The sequence below is a fragment of the Thalassovita sp. genome (assembly GCF_034670005.1).
In the GTDB taxonomy this organism is placed as follows: domain Bacteria; phylum Pseudomonadota; class Alphaproteobacteria; order Rhodobacterales; family Rhodobacteraceae; genus Thalassobius.
Genome location: NZ_JAXMOH010000007.1, coordinates 162407 through 184695 on the forward strand (window position 1 = coordinate 162407; position 22289 = coordinate 184695).

Consider the following 22289-nt stretch of genomic DNA (forward strand, 5'->3'; position numbering starts at 1 on the left):
ACCTCAGGCGATAATATCAATGCCGTTATCGGGATTTGTTTGCGTGGATTGGATCGAAGCCTCTGCGGCGGATTGAGCCTGCTGTTGCGACGGTCCAGATTGGGAATTCCGATCCGAGTGTCCCTCTTGGCCGTTCTGGTTCTGGAACCCCTGGCCGCTGTTGGCCTGATGCTGGGTCAGATCGAGACCGGCCTTTTGCATCATATCGGCCAGACGGGACTGCGTGTCGTTGAGCATCCTCGCGGCTGCGTCGGATTCAGTGACGATATTGACCGCCACGGTGTTGCCGTCGCGCATGTCCAGCTTGATCGTCATCCGGCCCAACTTTTCCGGCTGCAGCGCGATTTCGATTTCGTGCTGCCCCATTTCGTGCGCTTCGCGGACCATTGCAGTCAGTTTGCCGGGCCATTCAGCATCAACCAGTTGCAGGTTGCGCGGCGCTGCGAAAGCAGCATTTGACGCGGCAGTATTGACGCTGTTTTCAGGGCCACGGAACTCTCCGTTCTGGACCGAATTGTGGGTCGGGAGCGGTGCTGGAGCTTCGGCTTTGTGTTGCGGATGCGGCAAGGTTTCGGAAGCCGTTTCCTGCACAGGTCCTGCCGCTGTTTGCAGCTCAAGCTGCTGAGGGGCCGGGGACGTCGAGGATTTCATATCCGTGGGTGCCTGAGCTGCTGGGGCTGTCGTGATCGCGAGCTCGGGACGCTGGGTCGCAGTTTCCGGGCGCAGTGCCTTAGCATGACCAATCTCTCCCGGAGAGCCCGGCGCAGTACCTTCTATACTGAAACGGATTTCGTTTTTAGGGGTCTCCGCGGCGGACTTAACGTCGGCCATTTCCGCGACATTACCACCTTGCGGTTGCGCGCCCTGGCCCTGACCGCCTGTCTGAGGCTGGCGCGCCTCTGCTGCTATTGCTTGTGCTGCCGCGTTCATAGCGGGGCTGCTTATATCGGTGGACTTGCCTGGCTCTGCCGGGATCTTGTCGTTTCCGGCCCGTACGAATTCGGCCCGGTTGACCTGACCGGCTGCCGCTGCCAGCGCCTGATCCGACGCGGAGCCGGGCAGAGCAGCCATCGGGGTTGCAGGTTTGGTGGCGTCTGGTATGTCCGCCGCTTCTGGGTCGACTGTCGTCTCGGAGGCAGTCTCGTCTTGGTTCAGGGCGAGGGTTTCGGGGGCAATTGTCTTTGGCCGCAGTGCCGACACATCCGGGCGCGGGGCGTCGGGTTGCGAGGTTTCCGTAGCCTCCGGATTGGTCTGAGTCGCGGTCGGGTCGGCCTGTGCCGCCCACGGGATGCCGACCATGCCCGCCTGTTTGGCGTCGGTCGCGATCGTGGCTTCGCTACCGGTCTGCACCGGATCGGGAACGGGGTCGGTTCGGGACAGTATCTTTGCTATTTCTTCTGTTTGATCCTGAGTGATTTCGATCTTCAGGTCTTTACCTTCCTCGCCGGTTTCAGGAGGCAGTTCTGGCGCGATAGCCTGTGATGGCTCGGAAAGCGATTTGGGTGCCATGGCTTCGAGGGTAGCAATCTGTTCTATCGCCGGTTCTCTTTCCGCCAAAGCAAGATCACTGCCTGCGGACGTGGAAAGCGTCGCGGCTTCGGATGCCATCAACGTATCTGGGGCGGTGGCGATTGGGGTGCCCAAAGCAGGATTGACCTGTTCCGGTATCGAAGCTGTATCTGATTTGGCGACAGCCAAGGTCGCTAGAGGCGGAAGCTGGTCCAGGGTTGCGGGATGCTGATTTGTTCCCGCTGTGGTTTTTGCCGGTCTCCCGGACAGAACATCAAGTGGCAGCAACGCCGGGTCCGCAGTTACACCTTCGGCTGTCATCGTCAGGTCGAGTTGGTCCGGCTGGATGTTTTCGTTGTCGGGCTGGAAAACCAATTCCGTTGCCGGGAGAGTGGTTTTTCCCTGCAATGCCGTTGGGTCAGTTGCTTGGGCGATGCCACCGGGAACGCTATTGATGTTTTGCGACCCTTGCAGAAGCTCTGCAAAGTCCTGTCCTTCTTCGATACCGGACGGCTGAATCCCGGAAACATTGCCCAGAAAAATCGTGGGCGTTCCGGGAGCAGGTGCAGGGGTAACGGTTTGCGGCATTGGTATTCCGTGGCTATTTGGTCTTCTTCTGCAAATGTGGTGCAGGTTTCGTGCCAGCCCGTGACGATTATTCGTTTTCCGTCTGCTGTTTGGCGATCCTGGCTTTTTCGCTCAGAATGTCGAGCTTATGACCCGAATGCGCCAAGGCCGTGCGTGCCCGGTTCAATCGGTGTTCAGATTGCTTCATCTGACTGGTCAGTGTTTTGCGGTGGCTTTCCAACTGATGCCCGACCCGCATGACATTGGCCAGTTGCGCGGTGGTCTGGGAACCAGGCGCGGCTAGCCGATGCTCGTCGAGCAATCGTTCCAGCGATCCGGCCTGTTCCGCGATACGGTTGGTTTCGTCCTGCACCTGACGCAGCTTGCGGGCCAGATCGGCTTGTTTGATCGTTTCGGCCTTGGCCATCATGCGCAACAGGTCGCCCTTATGCTTGCTCATTCAACCCTCCTACCAGCTTGAACAGTTGTTCGGCACTTTCTTCAAAGGTCACTTTTTCGCTTTTCAGCTGGCAGATGAACGCCTCGATTTTCGGCCATAGCGCGATGGCCTGATCCAGATCCTTGTCCTGACCGGCGCTATAGCCGCCCATCAACATCAGATCGCGGTTGTCCATATAAAGCGAAATCATCCGCCGCAGTCTTTGGCTGGCCACCACATGATCCGGGCTAACGATGTCGTTCATCACCCGACTGATTGACGCAGGCAGATCGATGGCGGGATAAATTCCACGCTGCGCCTGGGATCGCGATAACACCATATGGCCGTCCAGAATGGCGCGGGCGCTGTCGACCACCGGATCGTTGGTGGTGTCGTCGCCATCGGCCAGAACGGTATAAAGCGCGGTGATAGTGCCCTGACCGGGCAGGCCGGGGCCGCAACGTTCGATCAGCGCCGGGATCAGCGAAATGACCGATGGAGTGTAACCTTTGGCGGTGGGTTGTTCCCCCAGGGCCAGGCCTGCTTCGCGTTTGGCATGGGCAACCCGGGTCAGGCTGTCCATGATCATCAGCACATCCTTACCCTGATCACGGAAATATTCGGCAATGGCGGTTGTGCGGTTGGCGGCGCGCAGCCGGAGCAGCGGCGACCGATCAGCAGGCACCGCGACAACGCAGATACGCTGTGCAGCTTCGCCGGTCATTACCCGGGACACGAAATCCCCCACTTCGCGGGCGCGTTCACCGATCAGCCCGACCACGATCACATCGGCAGTGGTATTGTGGGTCATCATTTCGATCAGAACCGATTTGCCGACCCCCGATCCGGCCATGATACCGACGCGTTGCCCCCGCCCAATGGTCATGGCGGAATTGAGAATGCGTACACCGACATCCAGAACCTCTCGGACCGGAGTGCGGGCCAGCGGGTTCAGCGGTTTTCCAGCCAGTGGCCAGCGGTCCGACGGGCGCGGCGCAGGACGACCGTCCAACGGTGCACCACTGGCATCAATAACCCGGCCCAGAAGTTCCGGGCCGACATCACACATCCGTCCCGCGCGACGCAGAATGATAGGGTCGCCCAAGGTGATCTGCGCCCCGGCCGTGTCTAAAAACAAAAGGTTTTTGCCGTTGGAAAAACCGATCACTTCGGCTTCGATCGCGGCAGTGCCGGGGGCTGCATGGCGTGGGATGATCTGACACAGGTCGCCGGGGCTGGCCGGAAAACCGGAACTTTCCACCACCAGTCCATCATAGCGCAGAACCTGGCCGCTGATCTGAGGCGCGCAACGATCGGTCAGCGTCGCGAGATCGTGTTCCAGCCGTTCCAGCAGTGCAGTCATTCAGCATCTCCCGGCAGCGGGGAGTCTGTTTCCGCCAGGATCGTTTGCACGCGATTGGGGCCGGATTTGATATCCACCGCGCCACGCATCAGCCGGTTATCGGCCTGCAAGGTGCATTTGGGCAAAATATCGGTCTCGGGCAGGCAGGGGGTAATAGCGTTCAGGTCGTCCGGGTTAATTGAAATGACCGTGCTTTCCACCTCTTTGCCAATGCGTTCCACCAGATCTTCGATCTTGCCGGCAAAGGTCTGGGGCAGGGCGTCGATGCGGCTGCCGGCCAATTCGCTGGCCAACGCGATCAGGGTGGATTCCATCGCCCGGCGCAGAGAGGTATGATGCGCCTCGGTATGATCGACCAGAGCACGCGACAATTCGACAAAGACCGCGCGGGCCTCTTCCAGTTGTTCGATGCTTTCAAGCTGATCGGGGTCGGGTTGTGGTTCCGGCTGCGGGTCCGGTGCCGGGGCTTCGACCAGGCCCTGCTGATAGCCTTGGGCAAACCCTTCGGTGAAGCCGGTCTTATGAGCCTTGGCGCGGACGTCTTCCAGATCAGGAGGCGGCGGGGCCGGGGCGGTGTCCGTTTCGTGGACGAATGGATTGTCGCTGTTGCCTGACTCTTCGGGGACCGATGCATATTCGCGCGGCCGGAATTCGGTGTTGCGGTTGTTGCGCAGCAGTGATGACAAGCTTTCAAGATTCAGCTTTCGAACCGGAATGTCGGAATGATACCCCATTAGGCTGCTTTCCCCTTTACACCATGATTTCGCCGCCGCGCCCGGCCAGCATGATTTGGCCGCTATCCGACAGGCGTCGGGCGACTGCGATGACTTCTTTCTGGGCGGTCTGAACTTCGGTCAGACGGACCGGGCCTAGCGATTCCATTTCTTCGCGGATATTGGCTGCGGCCCGTGACGACATGCAGTTGAGCAACTTGTCCTGCAATGCTTCATCCGCACCGCGCAGAGCGATCACGAGACTCCGTTCGTTGACCTCGCGCAGCAGAGTCTGGATTGCGCGGTCGCCCGACTTGATCAGGTTATCGAAGACGAACATGTTGTCCTGAAGCGCAATCGCCAGATCCTTATCGTCTTTGTTGATGACCTTCAGGATCCGCTGTTCCATATCCTGTTTGGTGAAGTTCATGATCCGCGCGGCCGCTTTCACCCCGCCCATCTGCGAGGCGCGCAATGTGGTGTTGGCCTGGAATTTACGCTGGATCACTTCTTCCAGATTTCGCAGCGCATCTGGCTGTACAGTGCTGAGCTCGGAAATCCGCTGCACGATGTCAGGTTGCAGTTCCTCGGGCAGCATTCTGAGCACTTCGGCCCCGACCGAATGATCCAGCGCGGCAACGATCAACGCGATGATCTGCGGATGTTCATCCGCGATCAGTTCGGCCACCGCTGGCGCGTCCATCCATTCCAGAATCTGGATTGGGTGTTCGTTGCTGCTCGGCGGGATGCGACTAAGCACCGACTGGGCCTTATCCTGTCCAAGAGCTTTGGTCAGCACATCCTTAATATAGTCATTGGCCCCGACGCCCAGCCCTGTCTGTTCGCGCAGTTCATGAAGAAATTCATTCAGCACTTCGTTGACGGTCGTGTGATCAACGTTGCGCACCCCGTACATTGCCGTTCCCAGCTGTTGTACCTCGTGCGGGTTGAGCAATTTAAGGACGGCCGAAGCTGCTTCTTCACCGAAGAGCATCATCAGGACTGCGGCTTTTTTGGTGCCGCCAAGTTCGGAAATGGAGGGGGTACGGGGCATGTGCTTACTTCAACTGGCTGTTGTCATCTTCGATCATCGCCTTGAATGCAGTGGCGATGCGGTCGCTGTCGGTCTTGGTCAATTCGCGGACCAGCGAAAGCTTTTCTTCATAGGATACCTGGGCCCAAGGGTTGCCGACCGGGTCGAACCCATCCAGACGGGCGCGGACTTCGGCCAGAGTTTCACCTGGGCCAACTTCGATGGCATCGCTGGGCAGACTGCCGCCGTTCTGCATCGGGATCGGAGCACCCATCAGGGTGGACCCGGCGACCGGTGCAGCCGGTGAAAACAACATCCGGTCGAGGATCGGGCGCACCAAGCCAAGCACGATAATGGCGAGAACCAGAATTTGAGCGACATAGCGAGCGGCAGTGGCGACCCAGCTTTCCTTGTACCATGGCGTGGCGGCATCTTCGAATGGGTTGACGAAAGGCTGGGCAGACAAAGTCACGCTATCGCCGCGTTCCACCTGAAAGCCGATCGCGCTGCGCACAAGAGCGTTGGCATCTTTCAGAACCGAAGCGGGCAATTCACCGGGTACCAGAGACCCGTCTTCGGCCATCGTGCCAGATGGGGCGCGCAGCAATACGGCAGCATGGATCCGGGTGATCTGGGCCATCGACGGGGTGGTGGTTTCCACAACGCGGCTGACTTCGTAATTGCGGGTCGAATTGCTGGTCAGGTTTTGCTGCGTGCCGGCCTTCTTTGCGGCGTCAGACGGACCATCGGCTACCATATCCGTTTCCGGCGGCGGCGAGTTCGACACTGCGCCGGGGATACCTTTAGCCAGCATTCCGTTCGATTGTTGGGTCATTTTCTGTTCCGACCGGATCACAGAACCGTTCGGCTGATATTGCTCAGAGGTAATTTCGGAACGGGTGAAATCCATGTCGACGGTCACTTCGGCGGCGACATTGCCGGGGCCGACGATGGGGCTGAGCAGAGCCTCGATCCGTTCGCGATACAACGCTTCCATCCGCTTGCGATGGGCCAGTTGCTGATCGGTCAGTTCGCTGAGCGGGTCACTGGCTTCACGCGACAGCAAGCGGCCGTTCTGATCTACAACCGACACATTGCTGCGGGCCATGCCGGGGACCGAGGTCGAGACCAGGCTGACGATGGCGGAAACCTGACCTTCGTCCATCGCGCGGCCCGGGGCCACCTGAACAAAAATCGAAGCCCGTGGCGGTTTGGTGTCGCGGATAAAAGCGGTCTGTTCCGGCAGCGCCAGATGAACGCGGGCGGCGGTCACATTCTGGAATTCTGCGATCGACTGACCAAGGTCGAGTTCCTGCATCCGGCGCAAACGGGCGGCTTCGACCGAACGGCTGGCCCCCATCGGCATATCGGTCAGCGCCGACATACCGTCAGGCGTCCCTGCAGGCAGGCCTTCAGTGGCCAGGATCATCCGGGCGCGGTGATAGTCAACTTCGGTGACGCTCAGCGCGCCGGAGGATTTATCGAGAGACGCGTCGATGCCGCTGGAATTCAGCACTTCAACGGCGCGGGCCTTGTCGGCTTCGGGCAGATCGGAATAGAGCGTCAGACGGGAGGGCTGGCTCAGCATCGCATAAAGTGCCAGCCCCATAACGGCCACCGTGACCATAACGATCGCGGGCAATGCCCGGCGTACCGCCGGTTGCCGCGTGATGGCCTGAAACTGCATCAGATAGGCCTTGCCGCGGTTGGCGACAGCGGTGCTTCCGGTCTGGGCAAGGGGGTTCGTCGTGCTATCCATGCAAATTCCCTAGTCTCGCGCCTTGAATTGAGCCTGGTGGGTTAGACCGGCATGTTCATGATGTCGCGATAGGCGGAAAGCGCCTTGTTGCGGACGTTGAGGGTCATCTGAAATCCCAGAGACGCGACTTGCTGATCGACCATGACGCCTGCCAGGTTCTCGGTTTGGCCGGTTTCGTAGGCCGTGGCCGAGGTGGAGGCTTTGTTCTGAGCCTGAGCAACCTGTTCCAGCGCGCCGCCCAGTCGTTCGGAAAACGACGTCGTCTGTTTGGCGGTATTGGCGGAATTGGTGTCCTGGACCGGCGTCGTGCTGCGCGACGTAAGCGCCGCGAGCGTGGATTGTCCTGACAGGCTTGAAATCGTCATGGCTTAACTCCGATCAGGCGGCGCGTGCGGCCATTGCGGCGGTGGGGATCATACCCGGAAGGATCGCCGTTTGGGTCGTCAGCATGATGTCGCTGGCGCAGACCTTGTTGCCGGTCCGCAGCACCAATGCCCGCTGCACCACGTTTTCCAGTTCGCGCACATTGCCGGGCCAGTGATAGTCGCGCAGCGCGGCCATTGCGTCATCGCTCAGCAGCGGCAGCGGGGCGGTTTCCCCGACATGGCGGCGGATCATGGCAACGGCCAGAGCAGGAATATCATCGGGACGGGTGGCCAGCGCTTCGGTGGCCAGCGGGAAGACGTTCAGGCGGTAGTACAGGTCTTCGCGGAAATTGCCCGCCTGCATTTCGGTCAGCATGTCGCGGTTCGACGTCGCGATCACGCGGATGTCGACGCTTTCTTCTTTTTGCGATCCCAGCGGGGTGACTTTCTTTTCCTGCAGCACCCGCAGAAGCTTGGCCTGTAGACCAAGCGGCATTTCGGAAATTTCGTCCAGCAGCAGGGTGCCGCCATCGGCGGCACGGAAGATACCGCGATTGGCTGTCGAGGCACCGGTGAAGGCACCCTTTTCATGGCCGAACAGCATCGCTTCGAGCATGTTTTCCGGGATCGCGGCGCAATTGACGGCAATGAAGGGTTTGCCGGCGCGGGGGGAACGATCATGGATCAAGCGCGACAGAACTTCCTTGCCGCTGCCGGTGGGGCCGTTGATGAACACGGTGACATCGGATTGGGCGACACGGGCAGCAAGGTCGATCAGGGCGCTGGTGCTGGCGGCGGCGGCCACCATGCCGCCATGCGGGGTGGCGATCAGATCGGACAACGCCAACAGCGAGGGCGTATAGAGCGGAGGCTGAGCTTCGCCGCGCAAGGGCAGGGTGACGCGCTGCATACGACCGCCGAGTTCGGCTTCGACGGAAAAGTCTTCGCCGGGGGCGACGATCACCAACTGGGTGATGCCCAGTTGCCGTGCGCCAGTCACAAGACCCGACTGACCACCCGCAGCCTGTTCGGCCGCAGCGGTGCAGACCAGAGTGTTTCCCTTGCCGGGGTTGGTGTCCGGAGCGCCCAGGCCATCGATGACAATGCTGTCGATGCGACGACGGGTAAGGAGGTCGGCGAGTGCGCCAGCGTCGTCAAAATCTTGTCCGATGATAAAAACCTTAGCCATGGTACGCTCCTGCAATTTGCTGTCGGTTTCTAAGAAGCAGGGACCGTACCAAGTGGTAAATTATTTGCTAAAATGATTTTAAGTATCTGAAATATAATAAAAGAAAAAACTAAAATATCTAAAGTATGTACCCCTGAAATACCCTTCGGATATGTCGGTTTGACGGCATTCCGCATGGTGTCGAAGTTCTGACGTTATCCCGACATCCCCGTATGCGCAGCCTCCCATACTTAGGGATGTATCGGGTTCCGAATGATAGGCCATATCTTTTGCGGGTGGTCTTAACTTTTCTGGGCGGCGGACGTTCCCCTAAGCAGACGTAAAACCAAACTGCAGGCGTGTTCTATGTTGTCAAAAACGTACCATCTTAAATTTCCCAGCCTCGATGCAGCTCAGATCGCCGCACCTTTCGTTACAGAAACGCTTGGTAACGCAATTCCTGAATGCCGCCTCTCGGGGCTTACCGTTCTGATCAGTAAAGAAGGGGATATTTCAGTCAATCTGTTCTTCCCTTCAGTTCCTGACCTCAAGAACTTCGAGAAAAAACACGGAGGCTTCGTCGACATGATGAAGAAGACCTTCCTGTTCAAATCAACCGGTTTCGATGGAGTCTGTATCTTCAGCTTCGACGGAAACGAAAACGCGGCCTAGTGCGGTCCGAGTAAGTCCCTTGAGACGCCGTAAATGGTGAAGAGTTGAGTAATATAAAGGATCAAGGTCAGAATGTCGGCTGAGATTGAAACCGTTGCAGACAAGCAAGCTACCGCTGGTGCCCTTCTGCGGGTCTCGTCGCAGAAAATCAGTCGGCTGATGGATCTTGTCGGCGAATTATCATTAAGCGTTACGGAGACTGTGAATTCTCCGGATTTGGATCACACTGGGGACCGCACCCTATTTGAAGCTGCGGCGCATCGACTAAATATGATTGTTCGTGAAGTTCAGGATGCCGCGACCGAATTACGTCTGGTCCCGGTTGATGAAGTTTTCAAACGACTCAAACGGATGATCCGAGAGATGGAACGCCAGACCGGCAAACGCATCACGCTCGAAGTGATCGGTGCCGATACTGCGATCGACAAAATGGTGGCTGACCGACTCTATGATCCGTTGCTGCATGTTTTGCGGAACTCGGCTGATCACGGTCTGGAACAGACCGATGAACGGATCGCTGCCGGTAAGTCTGAGAAGGGTGTGATTACCCTGTCGGCCGCGCAGGTCGGCAGCGAAGTTCAGATCGTCGTTGGCGATGACGGCCGCGGGCTGAACCGCGAAAAAATCCTCAGCATTGCGCGCAAGCGCGGCCTTTATGGTGCTGACGAAGAACCGGAACCCAGCAAGCTCTGGAAAGTGATTTTTGAACCCGGATTCTCGACTGCCGAGAAAGTATCGAATTTGTCAGGCCGTGGTGTCGGCATGGATGTGTTGAACACCACCATGCGGGATCTGCGCGGTCGGATCGCGGTGGACAGCACAGAAGGTGAAGGCACTCAGGTTTCTTTGCATATTCCTGTATCGCTGGCTTTCCTTGATTGCATTCTCCTGCGCCAGGGGACCCATCTGTTCGCGGTCCCCGTGGAAGATATATTCGAAATCGTCAAACCCGGTGTTGAATCCTGCATGTCGATTTCAGCAGGCAGTCGGGCAGAAATGTTGCGCTTGCGCGAACGGCATGTGCCGGTTTGCCGGTTGGAACAGTTTTATGGCGATGCCTTGCCCGATTTGACCCCGTTGTCGGATACGGTGGCGATCGTCCTGAAGGCAGGAACCCGTTTGATCGCGGTTCCCGTCGATGAAGTTCTGGACCGTCAACAGGTGGTGATGAAGCCGCTGTCAGGGGTTCTTGCAAAGGTACGCGCCAGCTGGGGCTGTGCGCTGTTGGGGACCGGAGAAGTTGCGCTTGTCCTCGATTCCGAGCGTCTTGCGGCAGGAGAAAACGCATGAGTGTGATGGATCATGGATCCTACCAGGACCATGCCGGATATGAACGTATCCGGTCTTGGCTCGGGGATCGTTGCGGGATTTCTTATCCCGATCACAAGGCTGACCTGTTGCGTCAGCGCCTGTCCCGGGTGACACGCAGCTTCAGCTTGATGGATCTGGACGAACTGGCGGGTGCGATCACCAACGGCAAACGGCACGATGTCGAACTGGCGGTGATGCACGCGGCGTCTACAAATCACACGTTTTTCTTCCGTGAACCCGAAGTTCTGGAAACTTTCGCCACGAACATCCTGCCGCAGCTCAATCAGCGCGAACAGATTCGGATCTGGTCCGCAGCAGCATCAACTGGCGACGAAGCCTATACGATCGCGATGCTCGTGGCGGAACATCTGGGCACAAGCGCTTTGAGCAAACTCATGATTTTAGGTAGTGATATCAGTGCGCCGGTGCTGGAGCGGGCCGAACTGGGCGTATTCAGCCGCCGTCAGATCGCGCAGATGGACCCGAGCATCCGGGGAAAATACATGTCCCCGACCGGGATCGAACAATATCGGGTGAACGAAAATCTGCGCAACACCTGCACATTCCGCCGACTGAACCTGAAGGCAACGCCCTATCCCTTTGCCAAGCAGTTCCAGGTCGTCTTCTGCCGGAATATTCTGTATTATTTTGAGCACGAAGATCAGATCGCTACGCTGAATGCGCTTTACGATGCGACAGAACCCGGAGGCTGGCTGATTACCAGCGTGACCGAGGCGGTGCGTGATCTGTGCCCGGGCTGGATTCCGGTGACCACCGGCATTTACCGGAGGAACGGGTGATGCAGGAACGACGCAGAATCCGTACTCTGATCGTCGACGATTCCGCCATGGTTCGGAAAATCCTGTCGATCGGGCTGGGTAACGATCCCGAAATCGAAGTGATCGGCACCGCCGCCGACGCAAATATGGCGATGCAATATTTGGCGCGCAACAAACCCGACGTGATCACGCTGGACCTGGAAATGCCCAATATGGACGGGCTGACCTTCCTGCGCAGTATCATGAAGACCGATCCGATTCCGACGGTGGTGATTTCATCGCAAACCCAACGCAGTGCGCAGGCCACGGTTGACGCATTGTCGGCAGGTGCAGTCGATGTGATTGCCAAGCCGAGGATGGAATTGGGCGGCGGGCTGAGCGATCTGATGGCCAGCATCGTGCAGCGGGTGAAAGTGGCCGCTGGGGCGCATGTGCGCCGCACTGTCGCCAGACAACACCCAGTGCCGCAATCCCAGATGACAAGCCCCGCCAACCGGTCGGCCCAGACGGATTTACCCACATGGATGATCGCACTGGGAGCTTCGACCGGTGGGGTGCAGGCATTGACGCGCGTGTTGGAAGGGTTGCCGTCCGATTGCCCCCCGGTGGTGATCGTACAGCACATGCCCGAAGGCTTTACAGCGTCTTTCGCCAAGCGCCTGAACCAACAATGCGCGTTACGGGTCAAAGAAGCCGAAGACGGCGATCTGCTGGAAAACGGATTGGTGCTGCTGGCGCCCGGTGGCCAGAAACACATGACGGTCGTGAAGCAAATGGGCCGACACAAGGTGCGGCTGATAGATGGCCCTGAGGTATGTTTCTCACGGCCTTCGGTGGATGTTCTGTTCCATTCCGTGGCTCAGGTGGCAGGCGGGAAAGTGTCCTCGGCCATTTTGACCGGGATGGGCAAAGACGGGGCAGATGGTCAGTCGGCCATTCGCAGATCCGGCGGCCGGACCGTCGCCCAGGACGAGGCGAGCTGTGTCGTGTTTGGTATGCCCTGTGCAGCATACGAGCTCGGGGCACCCGAGACGCTCGTTCCCCTAGAAAACGTGTCTTCGTGGTTGATGAATTCCTGTCCAAGCGCCTCTGTGCGAAGCGGACTTGAAAGTTACAGAGTGTGAAAGGATCCTGAGGATGAACGATATGACCAAGGACCAAGCCGTTCCTGCAGATGCAGAAAATCTGCTGCATGACGATGATAACATCGACAATATGTACCTGACCTTTGCCATTGGCGAGGAAACCTATGGGGTTCCGATCGCGGTGGTGACAGAAATCGTGGGTATGCAGCGGATCATGACCGTTCCGGACGTGCCGCGTTATATCAAGGGCGTGATCAACCTGCGTGGTAAAGTGATCCCGCTGATGGATGTGCGTCTGCGTTTCAGTTTGGAAGAGCGCGCCTATGACGACCGTACCGTGATCATCGTGCTGGAACTGGGCGGATCGCCGGTCGGCCTGATTGTGGATCGCGTCAGTGAAGTTCTCGAAATCGCTGAAGACCATATCGACAGTGCTCGCAGCATGGGCGGCGGCGAAAGCCAGGGACTGGTCGAAGGTCTGGGCCGCGTCGGTGAAAACGTCGCCATCATCCTGAACAGTGGGATGTTGGTATCGGACGCGGAACTGAGCATGCCGGAAGCGGTTTCCGCCTGAAGCAGCGATGCCCACCGCGACCGGCCTCTGAGAAGACGGTCCGCCGGAATGGTGTAGCGGCGCGGATCAAAGCGAATAGAAGCTTCCCCATCGGGTGAGCTTCGGTTTTTAACGATTTGAAGATTAAGGTGAAACCATGACCGTACAAAGGTCGCCAGCCAACAGTCTGGGTCGCTATCGGGCCATGGGTGGATTGCCCTGGTCGCATTCGGAACGATCAAAGATCGAGATTGCAGAAGCATCGGACACGCAGGCGAAGAGACTAAAGAAAATCTGAAACCTGCCGCTAATACAAGTATAGCCCGCCCCCCCCGAAGACCCCAGAAAAGGAGAATACTCCGATGACGAATGCCAAGACTGAAGAAACCGCCGCCCAGACGAAGCAGCTTGACGCGCTTACCGGTCGTCAGATGCTCGACGTGCTGGCGGTTCCGGTCGTCGTCACAGACACCGATCTCGTGATCACCGAAGCCAACGCCGCCGCCATTGCCATGTTTGAAAAGGCCGAACCCGTGCTGGCGGATAAGATGCCGGGTTTCAAGGCCAAAAACCTGATCGGATCGTGCATCGACGATTTCCATAGCAATCCCTCGCGTCAGCGAGGAATGCTTAATAACCTCGACAAGCCTATGCGCGCGTCGATCCGCCTGCCCAATTTTGCCTGGGATCTGGCGGTGACACCGCTGAAAGACGCAAATGGAAAAACCGTTCGATTGATTGCGGAGTTCGAAGATCGCTCTGGGATTCAGGTGATGGAAAATGAATTCGACATGCTGGTTCATCGCATGACCGAAATGGCCAACGCGCATGAAGCTGGCGATATCGACGCCTATATGACATGCGAAGGTTTCAGCGACCCGAAGTTCTGCGAAGCTGCAGAGAATGTCAACGCGATGGTCAAGTCTCATATCGACACGAAAAAGGACGTGATTGCCGTATATGAAAAATTCGCCGATGGCGATTACAGCGCGGACCTGGCCCCACTGCCGGGCAAGAAGGTGTTCCTGAACAACGCAGTCAACAAGGCCCGTGACAGCTTCACCGAGGTGACCACCGAGATTAAACGCCTGTCGAATGCCATCATGGAAGGCAATCTGGACGTCAAGGCAGATACCGCCAAATTCAGCGGTGCCTATCGGGAGGTTGTCGAAGCTTTCGATGCGACGTTCTCCAGCCTGAACAATTCGTTCCATGCGCTGAAATCTCAGGTCGATCAGGTTGCCATGACCGTCGGCCAGATGTCTAGCGCCAGCCAGGAACTGGCGACCAATTCGCAAATCGCGTCGTCCTCGGTGGACGAAGTTTCGGCCTCTACCGAAGAAACCGATGTGCAGGTCAAGGCCAATGCCGAAGCCGCGAAGAATGCCGCGCACCTGGTGAATGTGAATGCTGAAGTGGCCGAAGAAGGCCAGGGCAAGATCAACGAAATGGTCGAAGCGATGGAAGGCATCGACGCCTCGTCGCAGGATATCGCCAAGATCATCAAGGTAATCGACGAAATTGCGTTCCAGACCAACCTGCTGGCGTTGAACGCTGCTGTCGAAGCGGCCCGTGCCGGTCAGCATGGTCGCGGATTTGCGGTGGTGGCGCAGGAAGTGCGCAACCTTGCTGGTCGGTCGGCCAAGGCGGCGCGCGAAACCTCTGACCTGATCGAGGCGTCTAACAGCCGCGTGTCTTCTGGTGTGCGCCTGGCCGCCGAAACCAGCGAAAGCTTCGAAAAGATCGCCGTCAACATCGCCGAAGTGAAGGACCTGGTCGAAACCATCAACCGCGCCTCGGAAGAACAGTCGCGCGGCGTGGCCCAGATCAACACCGCCATCGGTGAAGTCGCAAGGACCGCGTTGGCCACCAGCCAGCAGGCGGACGAACTGGCCGCAACTTCGGCTGAAATGACCGCTGCGACCGAACATATGACAAAGGAACTCGGTCGTTATCGACTGAGCAGCAACGCTGGCGTCAGCGGCGACTGGAGCACCATCGAAGGGATGGACAACCTGCCGCCGGAAATGATGGCCAAGCTTCAGGAAATGATGGGATCGGGCCATGCCATTCCCTCAGTTCCAGCCGCTGTTCTGAACGGTAAGGGAAAATCCAACGGCTTTTCCAACGGTCACGGTGACCATGACGAACGTGGGTTTAGCAACTTCTGATACCTGCCGCCCCCTGCCCGGGTGCAGGGGGCTAACCTTCTCTCAAGGAGTGAACTAAGATGTCGTATAAAGTAATGATCGTGGATGATGCTGCGATGATGCGGCTTTACATCTCCAGCTTCCTGAAATCGCTTCCTGAATTCAACATGGTGGCGCAGGCCGCCAACGGTCAGGAAGCGCTGGATAAGCTGTCGGACTATCCCGATCTGGACCTGATCCTGCTGGATATCGAAATGCCGGTGATGGACGGCCTGGAATTCCTGCGCCATGCCAAGCTGAAGACACGCGCAAAGATTTGTATGCTGTCATCTGTCACCGTGCAGGGGTCGCCGCACGCCGCGAAAGCACGCGAGCTGGGTGCCGATGGGGTTGTGGCTAAACCCTCTGGGACCGTGTCGCACGATCTGGAAGAAAAGACCGGCGACGAACTTCGCGACACCATGCGCAGGCTGGTCGCAGCCTGATCTGCGCGAAACCGGTAGTTAGTATTATTTTGTAAGAACAGGTGAGCCATGTCGGACGAAATGGATGAAATCTGGGAACTCTTTGCCGATGACGGCTCTCAGTCCCTGGACGCGATGGAAGCCGCGCTTGACGCTTTGACCGATGATGGCACGGATGATCAGGTGCCGCATATTTCAGCCCTGTTCCGCGCGGTTCACACCTTCAAGGGAAATTCCCGGGTTCTGGGCCTGTCGGTGGTCGAAAGCCGGGCTCATCTCGCCGAAGACCTGATCGGGTTGGTCCGGGATTCCGGCGTTCCGCTGACGCCAGAAATTATCGACCTGTTGTTTTTGACCGGCGACACGCTGCGCATAATGTTGGATGACGTCGCCGCAACACGTGCCGATGTCGACCCGGAGCCATCCGAAGACCTGCTGCGTCAGCTGAAGGAAATGATCGCTAAATGCGATCCCGAAGCCGAACCAGCCCCGCAAGCCGATCCGCCTGAAAGCGAAGAACAAGCCGCCGATACAGGGGGCGAGGCAGAGATGCCGGCGGCGGATGCAGCAGAAACCCCTGTGGCCACCGCCCCGGCAATAGGTGGTATGGACATGTCCGCGCTGTTCGATGAAATGTCGGATGATGACGAGGGCGGGGCCGCCAGTGGCGGCGATGATGAAGAAGACGATTTCTGGCAATTCGACGAAGACCTCGACCCGGACGCGCTGGCTGCCAAAAAGGCCGCCGCCGAGGCGGACATGGAAGAGGCCGAATCCGAACGTCCCGTTATGCATGGCGCGGCGGCTGAGACCCCAGTCGAATCGTCGGTGAAAATTGATGATGGCCCGCCGCTGGAAACGCTGGCGGACGACCCGACCTATCGCAAGATTTACGCTGAAATGACCGAAGACATGGTCGAAAAGCTGAATGCGATCCTGCGGTCTGATGATGCTTTCGAAGACAGACGCAAGGACGCCGAGAAACAGGCTGATGGTCTGTTGCACGCAGCTCAGCAGATGGGTTTTGCCGACTGGGTCGCGGTACTGGAAGATTTCGCATTCGATTGCCCTGCGCTGCAAGACGAAGCTCAACTGGCTGCCGGATTAACTGAGTTTCTTGGCAAGATCGAGGCGTTGCAGAATGGCGGCGTTGCGCCGGTCGCGGCGGCGCCCTCACAGGCTCAGAGCGGCGAATCCGCCGCCGATCAAGTCGCCGAGGTACCTGCCCAGGCTGAGGAAGTGCTCGACAGTCCGAAATCGCTGGCGGATGATCCGACCTATCAGAAAATCTATGCCGATATGACCGATGATCTGGTTTCGCGGCTGACCTCTATCCGTGACGCCGACGACGCGGTTGAAGACCGCCGCGACGAAGTAGTCAAACATGTCGGCGGCTTGCTGCATGCGGCACGTCAGATGGGGTTTGACGACTGGGTCAACGTGCTGGAGACGTTTGAGACCGATGCTGGAAAGCTGGCAGACGCTGCTGGCTTGGTCGACGGGATAAACGGCCTTCTGGCCAATATCGATGCGTTGCGCAACGGCGAGACACCGACGATGGCAGCTTCGGAAGCTGAACCTGCTGCCCCGGCACCGGAACCCGTCCCGGTCGCGGTCGCCGATCCCGCGCCTGAACCAATCGCGGCGCCGACCCCCGAACCGATTGCCCAGGCCGAAGCGGCCCAGCCCGCTGCGGAAGAGTCCGGGGCAGGGGATCAGCCGAAAACATTGGCCGATGATCCGACCTATCGGAAAATTTATGCCGACATGACCGAGGAATTGGTCAAGAAGCTGAAGGCGATCCGTAAATCGAGCGACAGCGTCGAACAACGCCGCAGCGAAGTTGCCAAACAGGTTGGCGGATTGCTTCACGCAGCCCAGCAGATGGGGTTTGTCGACTGGATTACCTTGCTACAGGTGTTCGAAGCCAATGCTGGCAAATTGTCCGATGATGCGGCTCTGAAGGAAGGCATCGATGGCTTCCTCGCCAATGTTGATGCGCTGCAGAAGGGCGGCGCGATCGCGCAGCCCAAGTCGGGCAGCGACGAAGCCGATGATTTGTTCCGTCAGTTGGAACCCTACTACAGCAGGATCGCCGAAGCGGTTCTGGGGTTGGATGACGATGTCGTGGCAGCGCAGGCCAAACTGAGCGAACTCGCCGAGGAGGTCGTTACCAAGGTCGAAGCCTTCGGTCTGGTCCGTGCCGAGGATGCGGCGCGCCGCATCGCCAAGGCCGAAACCGTCAAGGCCGCCCGGATTGCCCAACTGTCATTCTATGAGGAACTGATCGGCTACGAACAGGTGATGCCGATCGAAAGCAGCGTTTCGGGCGATCTCATGGTCCGGCCCTCTCATCTTGTGCAGCTTTGGGCCACCGATCAGATTTTCGACACGCTGGGCGCATTGCGCAATATGATGGAACGGGTGTCGCTGGATGGCGAAGGCGATGATTGGTTCGCCTCTTTTAATCATCACATGCGGTTGGTTTTTCATGCCTGTAATCATTACCGGATGGAAACCGCGGCCAGCCTGACCATGGCGCTGGTCGATCTGTTCGCCCGGGTGAATGAAACCAATTCGGTTGCCGATGCGCTGATGCTGCATATGGCGCGCGGGTTTCTGGAAACCATCGAATTGGTCTATGATGCCCTGGATCAGGGCGATGATCCCGATCTGTCGAAAATCGACGACTTGTTCGAAGAAGCTACCAATATTTCTTTCCAACAGGGTGGCGTCGTTTCGGCCCGGACCATCGAACGCAAACTGGGCCTGCCCGAGGAATTCCATCGGGTTTTGTCGCCGGACAGCGTGCGGTCGGCTCATGCCGCATTGGTCGATCACAAGAAATTTTACGTCGTCCGCACCGATCTGAACGAAGACGAATCGCTGGCCGAAAAGTTCCTTGAATGGATCGGTGAAGGCAACGCCCAGATGATCACCAATGTGACGGTGTTCGAGGGGGACAAGACGCTGTTTGATTTCCTGCTTGCGACGGAGCTGGAGCATGACGCCATTGTTGGTGCAATGACCGCGATGGACCCGACGGCCGGAAATCTTTACGTCGAAATCGTGCTGGCGCCCGATTACGAGACAGATGAAGACGACGATCAGGACGAAGATGACTCCAGTTCGGAAAGCAGCGCATCAGGCCCATCGATCAGCTTGCCGCTGATGGAGGCGATCGGCGAAATCTCTGCTGGTCAGGCGATGGTGCATCACATTCTGGAAGATCTGTCCTCGACCGATCTGGTGCAAAGCCTGGATCATGTCTTGCGCCGCGTGGAACCGGATCAGGGCCCGGCGCTGGAACCAGAAACCTATAACGCACTGCGTGACATAATCGAAACCTATACGCATAAAGTCGCGCGTGCCGCCGAAGCAGAAACCCAGTTGAACGCCCAGATGGGACGCCTGCAGGAAGAAACCGCCAAGCTTCGGGAACGTCCTGCCGGTATCTTGCTGCGCACTCTGGCCGCCTATGTCGAAACCCGATCGCGGCAGGCAGGTAAAGAAGCCCGCATGTCGCATAATGGCGAGAATGTCGTCCTTGATCAGGCCATGCTGGATGCGTTGGGCAAGTTGTTGAAAAAAGTGATCCGCAGCCGACTGGGCGGAGAAGACGGCCCGGCACAGTTCCACCTTTCGTTGTCGCGTGCCGATAACCGGGTGTCTGTGTTGCTGGAAGATGATGGTAAAACCGATCTCGATCATGACGTGTTGCAGGAACTGCATCAGGTTGCGGTGCGGGAGGGCGGCGAATTCCGCCCGGTACAGATGCCGTCCGGTGGTATGCGGTTCCATCTTTCGCTACCGGTTCACATGGCGCTGCTGGAAGGTATGGTCGTTCGCGTCGGTGAGGTCTGCTATGTGGTGCCGGTAAATTCGATCGAACGCATTCAACTGGGTGCAGCGGATGCATTGTTGCCGATTGCCGCTTCGAAAAACAGTGCCATGTTGCGCACCGACACTGGTGAGCTGGCCCCGATCCGGCCGCTGAGCGGTCCCGTCGACAACCTGTCCAAACTTACCGCAGCCAATGTGGGCGACGGTACATCCTCGAAACTTTATGTCGTTCTGCGCAGCGACAATCATCGTATCGCGGTGCCTGTCGATGAGATGCTGGGACAACAATTGGTGCTGCTGCGCCCGCTGCAAGGTCCGTTGGTCGGTATTCGGAACATGATGGGGCTTGCGCTGTTGTCGGGTGGCGAAGTCGGCATGGTCGTCGCCGTGGATCGCCTGGCTGACGCTGCATGATCCGCTTTGTTAAACAGCATTTTGGATTTGGTCTCTGGTTCGGGGCGGCAGTTTTGCAGCGCGTCCTGCTAGCCGGGGCGCGAAAACTGCAAAAATCGTTACGGCGACTTTTGCAACGCCCCGCCCAGACGTCGCCAAATTGCCGTTCAGCGGGGCGCACCCATCCGATGACCGGACGGGAGCGCGGCCCAAACCATGATGCTGTACCGGGATTGCAGGCCAATGTTGGCCTCGCTCCGCGCTACCTGCACGGCGGTTCGCAGGCTGAGGCGCAGAAACATGCTCCTTTCTGGGCGAAATCGGGTATTTGATACCGAAAAAAACTAAAGCGAGTGGGGGTCTGTGCCGTTCTAATTAGTAACAAACGGTATAATGTTTCCAGAGGAACCCGCCCGATGACATTTGCTCTTGCACGCTCTAAGTATCGCCAAACCGGCAATTCGGGCATGAACGTTCCTGACGATCCATATCAGATCATTCGCGTGGTTTTGCGCGAACTGGAACAGTCGCTCAATGTCCTGAAAGCGGCGGAGGAAACCGGCACTGGTTATCCTCAGGACCACGTCAACAAATCGCTGCGCGCGATCTATCTGCTGCAATCAAGCCTGGATTTCGAACAGGGCGGCGATATCGCAGTCAGCTTGTTCGAACTTTACGAATACTGCCGCCAAACAGTTTTGTCGGCGTTTCGCCGGGAAGAAGGCGCGAAGGTCGATCAGGCGGCCGATGCGATTTCGGGCATTCTGGATGCATGGACTGAAATCGGCCCTGAGATTGGAAGGCAAGTTGGATGAGCATCGAGCCGATAGATGAAGATTTCAACGGTTTCTGTTTGCAGGAATTTGAAGAGTTGATGCAGGAATTCGAACAGGCGGCCCGTGAGGGCGATCTGACGGAATTCCGGCGGCTCGATCACATTTTGCGTAGCAAGGCGCTGGCAGTGATCGGCGGTATGCCGGACATGAAGCCATCCGATGAACGTTATGTTGGCGCATTAAAAGAAGCCGTCGCTCGGCTTGGATCTGCTGCCGGTGAAATCCAGCAGGAACGCCAACAGCTCAAGGCACGGCGAGAATCCGACCGGCGCATCCGTCTGGCCTATTCGCACAGAAAAGGAGTGATCAAATGAAATCGACCGCTACCTGCCAACGATGCCTATGGCTCCGGGCTTTTCTGGCCGTGGGATTTGCGCTGATCGTTTTGATCGGAATGCAACCCGAAGCAGCGCAGATCGTTGCCGCCATGATGCCGACGCCGCTGTCGCTTGCCGTCGGCGGTATGTTTTTGGGCTCTTTGGCCTTTTTCTTTCGTCTGTGGGTCTGGGTCCGGATCGCGAAAGAGGGCTGATTCCTCAGCTCTGCAAGCCCTTGCCGCCTCTTTGTGACGGTTGCAACGGCGCCAACAGATAGTCCATTGACAGAAAATGCCGTTTGACCGGGCGATCATCGACGTCGAATTGTACAACTTCGACGACCAGATCACCGGATTGGGCATTCGTATTGGGAAATAGGCGATTGAAGCGATGTTCCAGCATGTCAGTTCCTTTTTTCGGATCTGATGCTATCGCTGCAAGTTTCCTGCCAATTTGCGATAACAGATATTAATTCGTCGCAATCAGTTTCTGAATCAGCACTTCGAGGATCGGTTCGGGTATTTCGTCAGTTGCCAGAGCACGGTTCATTGCATCTCGAACATAGACCGGAAATTCCTTTCTGAACGCCTCAAGGGAGTCGATTTCAGGGTCTTCCAGCAGCAAGCGGGTGGCTTCGGTCAGTGATGGCATGATCAAGGCCTGGTCGACGCGCATCAGGCTTTCGATATCCAGGGGCAGATCGTCGGGCACGGCTAGTCCGATTTCAATATGCAGCGTCAGACCAAGCCGCGGCGCATTAATATTCAGGTCGACCGGGAAGGTCACGTAGTGCCGATGCCGATCAATCGACTCTTCCCAAGCTTCATATTTAATATCGGCCAGAGATACCCGGATCGGGTTCGCAAAAATGAAAAAACCGCCGGCAAAAGACAGAGACACAGCAAGACAGCCACCTGCAACATATAGCCTGGTGTCGTCCAAAAGAGCGGGAAAATCCATACTCGTTATC

General features: G+C 57.8%; 21 protein-coding genes. 11 read left to right on the forward strand and 10 right to left on the reverse strand.

Annotated features, from left to right (window positions below; genetic code table 11):
- Window positions 1–3 precede the first annotated feature (3 nt).
- The 8 genes from VOI23_RS13470 to VOI23_RS13505 form a co-directional block, all read right to left on the reverse strand.
- Complete coding sequence (locus VOI23_RS13470; RefSeq protein ID WP_323785403.1) at window positions 4–2097, reverse strand: flagellar hook-length control protein FliK; 2094 nt, start codon at window positions 2095–2097, stop codon at window positions 4–6.
- A 67-nt stretch (window positions 2098–2164) separates the two neighbouring features.
- A complete protein-coding gene (locus VOI23_RS13475; protein ID WP_323785405.1) occupies window positions 2165–2536 on the reverse strand; it encodes a hypothetical protein in 372 nt (123 codons plus the stop codon).
- Entirely contained in the window at window positions 2523–3878 is a 1356-nt protein-coding gene (locus VOI23_RS13480) for a FliI/YscN family ATPase (protein WP_323785406.1), read from the reverse strand. The genes VOI23_RS13475 and VOI23_RS13480 overlap by 14 nt, the downstream gene beginning before the upstream one ends.
- Window positions 3875–4612 (reverse strand): FliH/SctL family protein, encoded by a 738-nt coding sequence (locus VOI23_RS13485; protein WP_323785407.1) that lies wholly within the window; start codon window positions 4610–4612, stop codon window positions 3875–3877. Before VOI23_RS13485 ends, VOI23_RS13480 begins: the two co-directional genes overlap by 4 nt.
- A gap of 16 nt (window positions 4613–4628) precedes the next feature.
- Window positions 4629–5645, reverse strand: a complete 1017-nt coding sequence (gene fliG, locus VOI23_RS13490; protein ID WP_323785408.1) for a flagellar motor switch protein FliG — start codon at window positions 5643–5645, stop codon at window positions 4629–4631.
- A 4-nt stretch (window positions 5646–5649) separates the two neighbouring features.
- Window positions 5650–7383: a flagellar basal-body MS-ring/collar protein FliF gene (gene fliF, locus VOI23_RS13495; RefSeq protein ID WP_323785409.1), complete on the reverse strand. Its 1734-nt coding sequence runs from the start codon at window positions 7381–7383 to the stop codon at window positions 5650–5652.
- 41 nt (window positions 7384–7424) lie between these two features.
- A complete protein-coding gene (gene fliE, locus VOI23_RS13500) occupies window positions 7425–7748 on the reverse strand; it encodes a flagellar hook-basal body complex protein FliE (RefSeq protein WP_323785411.1) in 324 nt (107 codons plus the stop codon).
- 13 nt (window positions 7749–7761) lie between these two features.
- Entirely contained in the window at window positions 7762–8937 is a 1176-nt protein-coding gene (locus VOI23_RS13505) for a sigma-54 dependent transcriptional regulator (protein WP_323785412.1), read from the reverse strand.
- 345 nt (window positions 8938–9282) lie between these two features.
- Between VOI23_RS13505 and VOI23_RS13510 the strand changes: the two genes are divergently transcribed.
- The 11 genes from VOI23_RS13510 to VOI23_RS13560 all read left to right on the forward strand — a co-directional run bounded on the left by VOI23_RS13510 (window position 9283) and on the right by VOI23_RS13560 (window position 21534).
- Window positions 9283–9588, forward strand: a complete 306-nt coding sequence (locus VOI23_RS13510; protein WP_058264303.1) for a hypothetical protein — start codon at window positions 9283–9285, stop codon at window positions 9586–9588.
- A 270-nt stretch (window positions 9589–9858) separates the two neighbouring features.
- Window positions 9859–10878, forward strand: coding sequence for a chemotaxis protein CheA (locus tag VOI23_RS13515; protein ID WP_323785414.1), 1020 nt, complete (start codon window positions 9859–9861; stop codon window positions 10876–10878).
- Window positions 10875–11699 (forward strand): protein-glutamate O-methyltransferase CheR, encoded by an 825-nt coding sequence (locus VOI23_RS13520; protein ID WP_323785415.1) that lies wholly within the window; start codon window positions 10875–10877, stop codon window positions 11697–11699. Before VOI23_RS13515 ends, VOI23_RS13520 begins: the two co-directional genes overlap by 4 nt.
- Window positions 11699–12802: a chemotaxis response regulator protein-glutamate methylesterase gene (locus VOI23_RS13525; protein WP_323785416.1), complete on the forward strand. Its 1104-nt coding sequence runs from the start codon at window positions 11699–11701 to the stop codon at window positions 12800–12802. Before VOI23_RS13520 ends, VOI23_RS13525 begins: the two co-directional genes overlap by 1 nt.
- A 13-nt stretch (window positions 12803–12815) precedes the next feature.
- The gene (locus VOI23_RS13530) at window positions 12816–13337 is read left to right on the forward strand and encodes a chemotaxis protein CheW (protein WP_323785417.1); all 522 of its coding nucleotides are present in this window, start codon (window positions 12816–12818) and stop codon (window positions 13335–13337) included.
- Between the two features lie 341 nt (window positions 13338–13678).
- A complete protein-coding gene (locus VOI23_RS13535) occupies window positions 13679–15487 on the forward strand; it encodes a methyl-accepting chemotaxis protein (RefSeq protein ID WP_323785419.1) in 1809 nt (602 codons plus the stop codon).
- Window positions 15488–15546: 59 nt separating this feature from the next.
- Complete coding sequence (locus VOI23_RS13540; RefSeq protein WP_323785420.1) at window positions 15547–15951, forward strand: response regulator; 405 nt, start codon at window positions 15547–15549, stop codon at window positions 15949–15951.
- 48 nt (window positions 15952–15999) lie between these two features.
- Entirely contained in the window at window positions 16000–20187 is a 4188-nt protein-coding gene (locus tag VOI23_RS13545) for an Hpt domain-containing protein (RefSeq protein WP_323785421.1), read from the forward strand.
- Window positions 20188–20582: 395 nt separating this feature from the next.
- Window positions 20583–20981, forward strand: coding sequence for a flagellar protein FliS (gene fliS, locus VOI23_RS13550; RefSeq protein WP_323785422.1), 399 nt, complete (start codon window positions 20583–20585; stop codon window positions 20979–20981).
- Complete coding sequence (locus VOI23_RS13555; protein WP_323785423.1) at window positions 20978–21316, forward strand: hypothetical protein; 339 nt, start codon at window positions 20978–20980, stop codon at window positions 21314–21316. The genes fliS and VOI23_RS13555 overlap by 4 nt, the downstream gene beginning before the upstream one ends.
- Entirely contained in the window at window positions 21313–21534 is a 222-nt protein-coding gene (locus VOI23_RS13560) for a hypothetical protein (protein ID WP_323785424.1), read from the forward strand. Before VOI23_RS13555 ends, VOI23_RS13560 begins: the two co-directional genes overlap by 4 nt.
- A 4-nt stretch (window positions 21535–21538) precedes the next feature.
- On the opposite strand, the gene VOI23_RS13565 is transcribed toward VOI23_RS13560, so the two are convergent.
- Window positions 21539–21721 (reverse strand): hypothetical protein, encoded by a 183-nt coding sequence (locus VOI23_RS13565; RefSeq protein ID WP_323785425.1) that lies wholly within the window; start codon window positions 21719–21721, stop codon window positions 21539–21541.
- A gap of 66 nt (window positions 21722–21787) precedes the next feature.
- Window positions 21788–22279 (reverse strand): hypothetical protein, encoded by a 492-nt coding sequence (locus VOI23_RS13570; RefSeq protein WP_323785426.1) that lies wholly within the window; start codon window positions 22277–22279, stop codon window positions 21788–21790.
- Window positions 22280–22289 lie beyond the last annotated feature (10 nt).

Coding starts and splice junctions, on each gene's coding strand:
- VOI23_RS13540 (WP_323785420.1), top strand. CDS start 15,547: ATGTCGTATAAAGTAATGATCGTGGATGATGCTGCGATGATGCGGCTT.
- VOI23_RS13520 (WP_323785415.1), top strand. CDS start 10,875: ATGAGTGTGATGGATCATGGATCCTACCAGGACCATGCCGGATATGAA.
- VOI23_RS13545 (WP_323785421.1), top strand. CDS start 16,000: ATGTCGGACGAAATGGATGAAATCTGGGAACTCTTTGCCGATGACGGC.
- fliE (WP_323785411.1), bottom strand. CDS start 7,748: ATGACGATTTCAAGCCTGTCAGGACAATCCACGCTCGCGGCGCTTACG.
- fliG (WP_323785408.1), bottom strand. CDS start 5,645: ATGCCCCGTACCCCCTCCATTTCCGAACTTGGCGGCACCAAAAAAGCC.
- VOI23_RS13485 (WP_323785407.1), bottom strand. CDS start 4,612: ATGGGGTATCATTCCGACATTCCGGTTCGAAAGCTGAATCTTGAAAGC.
- VOI23_RS13480 (WP_323785406.1), bottom strand. CDS start 3,878: ATGACTGCACTGCTGGAACGGCTGGAACACGATCTCGCGACGCTGACC.
- VOI23_RS13560 (WP_323785424.1), top strand. CDS start 21,313: ATGAAATCGACCGCTACCTGCCAACGATGCCTATGGCTCCGGGCTTTT.
- VOI23_RS13475 (WP_323785405.1), bottom strand. CDS start 2,536: ATGAGCAAGCATAAGGGCGACCTGTTGCGCATGATGGCCAAGGCCGAA.
- VOI23_RS13525 (WP_323785416.1), top strand. CDS start 11,699: ATGCAGGAACGACGCAGAATCCGTACTCTGATCGTCGACGATTCCGCC.
- VOI23_RS13565 (WP_323785425.1), bottom strand. CDS start 21,721: ATGCTGGAACATCGCTTCAATCGCCTATTTCCCAATACGAATGCCCAA.
- fliS (WP_323785422.1), top strand. CDS start 20,583: ATGACATTTGCTCTTGCACGCTCTAAGTATCGCCAAACCGGCAATTCG.
- VOI23_RS13515 (WP_323785414.1), top strand. CDS start 9,859: ATGATTGTTCGTGAAGTTCAGGATGCCGCGACCGAATTACGTCTGGTC.
- VOI23_RS13510 (WP_058264303.1), top strand. CDS start 9,283: ATGTTGTCAAAAACGTACCATCTTAAATTTCCCAGCCTCGATGCAGCT.
- VOI23_RS13570 (WP_323785426.1), bottom strand. CDS start 22,279: ATGGATTTTCCCGCTCTTTTGGACGACACCAGGCTATATGTTGCAGGT.
- fliF (WP_323785409.1), bottom strand. CDS start 7,383: ATGGATAGCACGACGAACCCCCTTGCCCAGACCGGAAGCACCGCTGTC.
- VOI23_RS13505 (WP_323785412.1), bottom strand. CDS start 8,937: ATGGCTAAGGTTTTTATCATCGGACAAGATTTTGACGACGCTGGCGCA.
- VOI23_RS13470 (WP_323785403.1), bottom strand. CDS start 2,097: ATGCCGCAAACCGTTACCCCTGCACCTGCTCCCGGAACGCCCACGATT.
- VOI23_RS13555 (WP_323785423.1), top strand. CDS start 20,978: ATGAGCATCGAGCCGATAGATGAAGATTTCAACGGTTTCTGTTTGCAG.
- VOI23_RS13535 (WP_323785419.1), top strand. CDS start 13,679: ATGACGAATGCCAAGACTGAAGAAACCGCCGCCCAGACGAAGCAGCTT.
- VOI23_RS13530 (WP_323785417.1), top strand. CDS start 12,816: ATGAACGATATGACCAAGGACCAAGCCGTTCCTGCAGATGCAGAAAAT.